The organism is Pseudomonas sp. UBA1879 (assembly GCF_002338065.1).
Classification (GTDB): domain Bacteria; phylum Pseudomonadota; class Gammaproteobacteria; order Pseudomonadales; family Pseudomonadaceae; genus Aquipseudomonas.
Genome location: NZ_DDHJ01000018.1, coordinates 154,333 through 161,745 on the forward strand (window position 1 = coordinate 154,333; position 7,413 = coordinate 161,745).

Consider the following 7,413-nt stretch of genomic DNA (forward strand, 5'->3'; position numbering starts at 1 on the left):
CGATGGAACGTATTTATTCCCTTCAGGGCTTGAGGGGCGTGGCGGTGTTGGGGGTGGTGCTGTTTCACATGACCGCCGTGGAGCACAAATACTCCGGCGGCGACATTCTGCTTCCGCCATGGCTGGACTTTTTTCAGTTGGGGGTGGACCTGTTCTTCATCATCAGCGGCTTTGTGATGGTGATCGTCAACCGTGGCCGGTTCCAGAACATCGCTGAATCCAAACGGTTTCTGTTCAATCGCGTGTCGCGGATTTATCCCACGTACTGGCTGTATTACTTGCTCACTCTGGCAGTGGTATGGGTGCAGCCCAACCTGGTGAACAGCACCCACGGCTCGTCCAATCTGTGGCTGTCTTTTCTCCTCTTGCCCAACGACAAGGTGCTGCTGGTGATGGTGGCCTGGTCGCTGTTGTTCGAGCTCTGGTTCTACCTGGTGTTCACAGGGCTGATGTGCTTTCGCGAGCGCTGGCTGCCCGGATTTCTGGCGGTTTGGGCGCTGGGCCTGATCATGTTCAATAGCGTTCAAGACTGGCGGGATTACAATGCGACGCTGAGGATCATCCTGCATCCCTATGCGCTGGAGTTCATTGTTGGCGTGGCCTTGGCGTTGCTGTTTTACAGTCGGCACAGCGCACGGATTCCGACGTCTGCCATTGTCCTTGCCTTGATCATCGCGTTGCTGCCGGGGATTGGGCTCATCGGCTACTTCCGACTGTTCGACAACGATGGCCTGTTGCGGATGTGCTCGGTCGGGGCGGTGTTCGGCACGCTGATTGTCGGGCTGGCCTTGCTGGAGCGGCGAAGGCATCTGCAAATGCCGTCGTTTCTGGTTGCCGTTGGGGACATGTCCTACACAATCTACCTGTCGCATCTGCTGGTATTGGGTGTCATCGGGCGCGTTTGGCAGCTGTACGGAAACTCGTCCGACAGCCTGTTGGACAATGGCTCGTTCATCCTGCTGATGATGGCCGCCGTGCTGTGCTACGGATGGGTCGGGTATCGCTGTTTCGAGAAACCGGTGCTGGACCGTTCCAATGATTTTTCCAGACGGCGTTTCCGGCTCGACGGCATTTCAGGGCGGGCCTAAACTGCGCTCAGTTGTTGCGACCGCAGTGGCTGAAACCGGCGGTTGCACCGGGCACGCAGAGGGTCACGACATGCCGCCGGAATGCCAACTGTTCAGTACGATAGGGTGTCATCTATGCGAGATTGCCGAGGCTGAGCTGATGCCGCTGGTGGACCACGGCTTGCTGGTCGAGCTGGTGGACATTGCAGAGAGCGATGCGCTGAATGACGTCTACGGTTTGCGCATTCCAGTGTTGCGGCGCACCGACACCGGTGCCGAACTGGACTGGCCGTTCGACACCGGACAGGTGGTGATATTTTTGCGTGACTGAGGCCGGGCGGTGTCTCAGTCCGGGGCGCTCAATCCAGGTCGATCAATCAGAGATATTGCGTGTCCACGACCATTGCTTTCGCAACGGCTTCTTTCTGCGCTTCGCTCATGCCATCCCACACGTGCACTTTGGCGTAGTAGCCCAGGCCCGCGACGATGTAGAGGCTCAGGGTGAAGATGATGAACACCGACATGAAGGTCCAGCGACTGACATCGCTGTCTTCGTCCTGGAAGGATTGCGAGTAGCGCTCTTCGCTTTCGGCCGGGGTACCGGTGGAAAGGCGTTTGATCCATTGAAACAGTTGAACCAGCATGTGTGTCACCTCAAGGTTTGAAAGAAGAAATCTGTCGTGGGCAGTGAGAACACCGGGTGTCCTGGGTCTTCAGTGCCGACGTTGTGAGTCCGGCGGTCGCGCGCTGGATGCGCTGAGCAAACGCTGAAAACGAAAAAAGCCCGTCGAGGACGGGCTTTCTTTTTATGAGTTCAGGTCCAGCAGGCGTTTTCGGATTCGGTCATCGCGCGGGTCTGTGGAGGCCCGGTTGATGTCGGTCGGTGTCGCGCCTGCTTGCCGATTTGGAAACATTTTAGGACAAATCAGTTGTCGCTTCTACCGCTGTCATATGGATGTCTGACAACTGGTACTGAATCGGGCTGCGACAAATCGTCACGGCGATACTCAGGCGACCGTCACCGCCTACACGCCGAGCGGCTTCATTTGATGTGACGCTGCTCGCGCAACGCCGCTGGGCTGGGCGATAATGCCGCGCTTGTCGTGTCAGTCCGATCACAGATTCTGAGCCCTTCATGTCCGAACCCGCTTTCATCGCCTCCGAGCGCCAGGCCAGCACCCTTTATCTCCCGCCGGGACCGTGGCTGACGGTGGTCGATTGCCTGTGCGAACGCTTCAACGCCATTAGCCGGGAGCAATGGCTGGACCGGATTGCCCGTGGTCGAGTCCTGGACGGCGAAGGACAGCCCATCGCACTGGACCTGCCGTACCGTGAAGGCCTGCGCATTCATTATTTTCGCGAAGTGCCCAATGAAGTGCCGATTCCCGTGCAAGAGACGATTCTGTACGCCGACGCGCATCTGGTGGTCGCCGACAAGCCACACTTCCTGCCGGTCACGCCTGCCGGGGAGTACGTCGAACAGACGTTGCTGCGGCGCTTGATTCGCACGCTCGACAATCCCAATCTAGTGCCGCTGCACCGTATCGACCGTCACACCGCAGGTCTGGTGCTGTTCTCCGCGAATAAAGACAGCCGCTCGGCGTATCAAGCGCTGTTTCCCACCCGGAAAATCGACAAACGCTACGAAGCCATCGCCTGCGCCTTGCCTGGGCTGGAATTTCCTCGGGTGCACACGAGCCGTCTGGTGGATGGCGAGCCGTTTTTTCGCATGCAGGAAGGAGAAGGGCCGAGCAACACCGAAACCCGGATCGAAGTCTGTGAGCGCAAGGGCGACCTGTGGCGTTATGGCTTGTACCCGGTGACCGGCAAGAAGCATCAGTTGCGGGTGCACATGGCGGCGCTCGGCGCGGGAATTTGCAATGACCCTTTCTATCCCGAGGTGATCAAGGACGCCGTGGATGATTACGACCGGCCGCTGAAATTGCTGGCGCAGGGGTTGCGGTTCGTCGATCCGGTGACGGGGGAGGAGCGGCTGTTCGAGAGCCGCATCAGGTTGGAGTGGTAAATAAAACGGGGGCAATCAACAACGCCCGCCTGACGTTGTGCGTTAATCTACGCCTTCAACCCGACCCCAAGAGCCCCCATGAGCGAAGACCTTCTGCCGCTACCCGATGCGCCACCTATGCAGCCAACGCAACGTCGCGAGATGATCATTCGTCGGCTGCGCAGGGAGCAGACGTTGAGCGTTGTGCAGTTGACGGAAATCTTCAATTGCTCGCACATGACCGTACGCCGGGACATCGCGGTGCTGGAGCAGGAGGGGTTGGTCTTTTCTGTGCCGGGTGGCGTGCGCCTGGCGAGTCAAATGGTCAATGAGCCGAGCCATCACAAGCGGGTGATTCTCGAGTCGGAACAGAAACAGCGCATGGCGATCATCGCCGCGCAATACCTGAAGCCAGGGATGGTGGTCTATCTCGATGCAGGCACCACGACGCTGTGCCTCGTGCCGCACATCATTGCGCTGTCAGGCATCACCGTGATCACCAACGACTTCAGCATTGTCATGGCGCTGACGGAGGCGCGGCACGTCAATGTGATTCACACCGGCGGCGTGCTCGACCACGACAACATCACCGGCATCGGCACCCTGGCGGCTGACACGCTGCGCAGTCTGGCCACCGACATCGCCTTCATCTCCAGCAGTTCATGGGACCTGCAGCGCGGGATCACCACGCCGTCCGAGGCCAAGGTCGAGGTCAAAAAGGCCGCCATGGCCGGATCTTCACAGGTCGTGTTAATGGCCACGAGTTCCAAGTACGGCACGTTCGGCATGTACCGGGTCGCGGGTCTCGACCGTTTCGACCCGATCATTTCCGACGACGGGCTGCCCCCGGATTCTGCCGCCGGCATTCGTCGCTCCGGCATCGAATTGATCCTCGCCTGATCGCCGTTGATCCGGTCAGACCCCTGATCTCATCCGGGACTCAGCGGCTACCCTCCGGCGCTGTGCTGACCTGCATCCAGGCAAAACGCCCGTCGCGCAGCATCAACACTTGATCCTGAGGGATTTCCAGCCACGGCACGGCGCGCTCCGGCACATCGGTCAGCAAGGCCAGACAGCTGCGTAGTACCCCAGCGTGAGCCACCAGCACGGTGTCCCGCTGCAACGCACTCAACAGGCTGCCGACCCGCTCGAATACGTGGGGGTAGTTCTCGCCGCCGGTGGGCATGAAATTCAGCGGATCTGCTTGGCGCGCGGCGTAACGCTCCGGTTGACGCTTGGCGATCTGCTGCCAGTCCAACCCCTCCCATTCGCCAAAGTGGATCTCCACCAGACGCGCGTCAGTGCGGTAGTCCTCGGCCACCAACCCCAACTGCTGACGAATGATTTCCATAGTCTGCCGGGTGCGGCTCAGCGGGCTGGCGATGAAGTCGGTCCGGGAAGGGTTCGGCAGCAGCCAATTCAGGCAGGTACCCGACACCACTGCCTGCTCCTGACCGACAGCATTCAGCGGAATATCGCGACGGCCCTGCAGCAGGCGCCTGGCGTTCCAGTCGGTTTCACCGTGACGAATGAGGTAGAGCGTGCGGGACGTCGGCTCGTCAGTGTTCATTGAAAATCCTGGGTGTGAAAAATGATAAGACGGTCTGTTAAATATTAACGCATATTGCTTGACAATGTTAAAAAATAACAAATACTGTGAGCTCATATGCAAAAGCCACACGACACCCCGCGTTGCTCATGTCAGAGCGCAAGCCCACTGGTCGGATCGGCCACTTCGTGCGCTTTGCCTACCCAATAAGAATAATGGAGGCAGTTTCATGTCCACACTCGACGGCACCCTGGGCGGCAGCGCCGCTACACCTGACACTGAACCGGTTGCGCATCCGGCGCCGCCCACCGCGCACCAACTCAAGCAGCGCCGCCGGGCTTCGGTGGGCAGCCTGATTGGCACCACCATCGAGTGGTACGAGTACTACATCTACGGGGCGACCGCCGCGTTGGTGTTCCCGTTGTTATTTTTTCCCACCCATGACCGACTCGTCTCCCTTATGCTGTCGTTCGCCTCCTTTGCCATCGCGTTCGCCATTCGTCCCATCGGTGCAGCGGTCTTCGGCCATTTCGGCGACCGGGTCGGGCGTAAGACCACGTTGATCGTGACCCTGGTGATGACCGGGGTCGCGACGTTTCTTATCGGGTTCCTGCCGACGTACGACAGCATCGGGCTGTGGGCGCCGGCGATTCTGATCTTGCTGCGACTGGTTCAAGGGTTCGGCGTCGGCGGCGAATGGGGCGGCGCGGCGTTGATGTCGCTGGAGTGGGGCGATCAGAAGAAGCGCGGCGCTGCCGGTGCCTGGCCGCAATTGGGGACGTCCATCGGCCTGATCTTGTCCACGTCGGCGGTGATGGGGTCGAGTTATTTCACGGGTGATCAGTTCCTCCAATGGGGCTGGCGCATTCCGTTTCTGCTGTCGGGGATTCTCGTGGTGGTCGGCCTGTTCGTGCGGCTTTCCATTGAAGAGACGCCGTCCTTCGCGGCGAAAAAACAGAACCAGCAGATCGAGAAAAGCCCGCTCAAATTCGTGGTCAAACACTATTGGCGCGAAATTCTCAAAGTGGCGTTCCTGCGCATGTCCGAGCAGATGCCGTTCTACATCTTCACGGCGTTCATCCTCGATTACGCGACGCAAACGGCCCACGTCTCGCGCACGTTCGTGTTGCTGGGGACGCTGGCCGCAGCGGTGCTGGACCTGATCCTGCTGCCGATCTTCTCCAACCTCGCGGACCGGGTTGGCCGGCGCAACATGTATTACTTCGGCTGTGCGGTCCTCATCCTCATGGCGTTCCCGTATTTCTGGGTGCTGAACTCCGGCAATGAGACCTGGATCTTCATCGCCATCACCCTGTCGCTGGTGCCTCACGCCATTCAGTACGGCGCCCAGGCCTCGCTGATTTCCGAACAGTTCCCGGTCCACGTTCGCTACACCGGTGCCGGGGTCGGCTATCAGATGTCTTCGCTGGTTGCCGGCGGTCCTGCGCCATTGATTGCGTCGTTCCTGCTGGTCAGCTTCGGCTCGGGGTATGCCGTCGCCGCTTATCTGGCAGCGGGCGGGGTGATTGCCGCGCTGGCCTTGTCGAGCCTCAAGGACCGCAGCGATCAGCAGCTTTGATTGCGTGGCCTTTCATTTCTTACGTTTGGAGTTGTCATGACAATCAAAAAAGTAGCGGTGGTCGGGTCCGGTTATATGGGCGGTGGGATCGCGCAGGTGCTGGCCTTGGGCGGTGCACAGGTGGTCCTGGGCGACGTGTCCGGCAGCGTGGCGGAGGAAAACCTGGAGCGCCTGCTCAAACAGGGCAAGGCCTTCGCTGAAGCGGGTCTGTTTCCGGAAGATGCCTATGCCCGGCTGAGCGCCAACCTCACGGCAGCAGCGTCCATTGAGGAGGCGGTCGAGGGCGTGGAATATGTCACCGAGGCGGTGTTCGAGTCGCTGGACGTCAAGCGCGACGTGCTGGGGCGAGTATCGGCGGCGGCTTCGGCGGAAACGATCATCGGCACCAACACCTCGGCCATTCCGATTGGCGAGCTGGCGAAATTCGTAAGCCATCCGGAGCGGTTTCTCGGGGTGCACTGGATGAACCCGGCACCGTTCATTCCGAGCGTCGAATTGATCGCCAGCGAACACACGCTGCCTGCTCACGTCGATACGCTGGAAGCGCTGATTCGCGCGGTCGGCAAAGTGCCCGCACGGGTTGCGGACACCCCCGGTTTCGTCGCCAACCGATTGCAGTTCGCCCTTTATAAAGAAGCCGTGATGGTGGTCGAGGAAGGGTTGGCGACGCCAGAGCAGGTCGATCTGGTGGTCAGCAACGCGTTCGGCTTTCGCCTTGCGCTGTTCGGGCCGTTCGCGATTGGCGACATGGCCGGGCTGGATGTTTATGCCTCGTCCTACAAAACCCTGGCGGGCACCTATGGCGACCGCCTGGCAGCACCGAAAGCCTTGCAGGACTTGGTGGACGCTGGCAATTACGGGTTGAAGGCCGGGCACGGTTTCCTCGACATCGACCCGGAAAAACGCGCCGAGTTGCTGGCCTATCGCGACAAGGCCTACGCAGCGTTGAGCAAGTTGCGTGCGGAGCTGGGCCCTGCGCCAGGGTTGGTGAGCTGAGGTCAGTCAGTGGCAGCGGTATGTCCGACAGGTCGCCGTCGCTGCCGTCGTCCCTCCGGCGTCTCCCACGGGGTTTGCGGTGTGAGAAGATTTCGCGACCGGCCCGAACCATGTGGGAGCAGCTGGAGCCGTGCGATGGCCGCGTTCGCGATGGTGCGTCGGTCCCATCCTGGCGGAACGAAGAAAATCCCGTGGGAGCCGCCGGAGGAACGACGGC

The 7,413-nt window shown here is 60.2% G+C and carries 8 protein-coding genes; 6 read left to right on the forward strand and 2 right to left on the reverse strand.

Features of this window, described 5'->3' with window-relative positions; genetic code table 11:
• Window positions 1-2 precede the first annotated feature (2 nt).
• Both B3N48_RS20925 and B3N48_RS20930 read left to right on the forward strand, forming a co-directional pair.
• Window positions 3-1,088 carry an acyltransferase family protein gene (locus tag B3N48_RS20925; RefSeq protein WP_296187078.1) on the forward strand — a complete coding sequence of 362 codons (1,086 nt, stop codon included), beginning with the start codon at window positions 3-5 and terminating at the stop codon, window positions 1,086-1,088.
• Between the two features lie 70 nt (window positions 1,089-1,158).
• Complete coding sequence (locus B3N48_RS20930; protein ID WP_296187569.1) at window positions 1,159-1,398, forward strand: glutaredoxin family protein; 240 nt, start codon at window positions 1,159-1,161, stop codon at window positions 1,396-1,398.
• Between the two features lie 46 nt (window positions 1,399-1,444).
• Here B3N48_RS20930 and B3N48_RS20935 read toward each other — a convergent pair whose 3' ends face one another.
• A complete protein-coding gene (locus B3N48_RS20935) occupies window positions 1,445-1,711 on the reverse strand; it encodes a hypothetical protein (RefSeq protein WP_296187079.1) in 267 nt (88 codons plus the stop codon).
• 491 nt (window positions 1,712-2,202) lie between these two features.
• On the opposite strand from B3N48_RS20935, the gene B3N48_RS20940 reads away from it, so the two are divergent.
• Both B3N48_RS20940 and B3N48_RS20945 read left to right on the forward strand, forming a co-directional pair.
• Window positions 2,203-3,093: a pseudouridine synthase gene (locus B3N48_RS20940; protein ID WP_296187080.1), complete on the forward strand. Its 891-nt coding sequence runs from the start codon at window positions 2,203-2,205 to the stop codon at window positions 3,091-3,093.
• 78 nt (window positions 3,094-3,171) lie between these two features.
• Window positions 3,172-3,972 carry a DeoR/GlpR family DNA-binding transcription regulator gene (locus B3N48_RS20945; RefSeq protein ID WP_296187082.1) on the forward strand — a complete coding sequence of 267 codons (801 nt, stop codon included), beginning with the start codon at window positions 3,172-3,174 and terminating at the stop codon, window positions 3,970-3,972.
• 40 nt (window positions 3,973-4,012) lie between these two features.
• Here B3N48_RS20945 and B3N48_RS20950 read toward each other — a convergent pair whose 3' ends face one another.
• Window positions 4,013-4,642: a histidine phosphatase family protein gene (locus B3N48_RS20950; protein ID WP_296187083.1), complete on the reverse strand. Its 630-nt coding sequence runs from the start codon at window positions 4,640-4,642 to the stop codon at window positions 4,013-4,015.
• A gap of 208 nt (window positions 4,643-4,850) precedes the next feature.
• On the opposite strand from B3N48_RS20950, the gene B3N48_RS20955 reads away from it, so the two are divergent.
• Complete coding sequence (locus B3N48_RS20955) at window positions 4,851-6,200, forward strand: MFS transporter (RefSeq protein ID WP_296187084.1); 1,350 nt, start codon at window positions 4,851-4,853, stop codon at window positions 6,198-6,200.
• Window positions 6,201-6,236: 36 nt separating this feature from the next.
• Window positions 6,237-7,196: a 3-hydroxyacyl-CoA dehydrogenase family protein gene (locus tag B3N48_RS20960; protein WP_296187085.1), complete on the forward strand. Its 960-nt coding sequence runs from the start codon at window positions 6,237-6,239 to the stop codon at window positions 7,194-7,196.
• Window positions 7,197-7,413 lie beyond the last annotated feature (217 nt).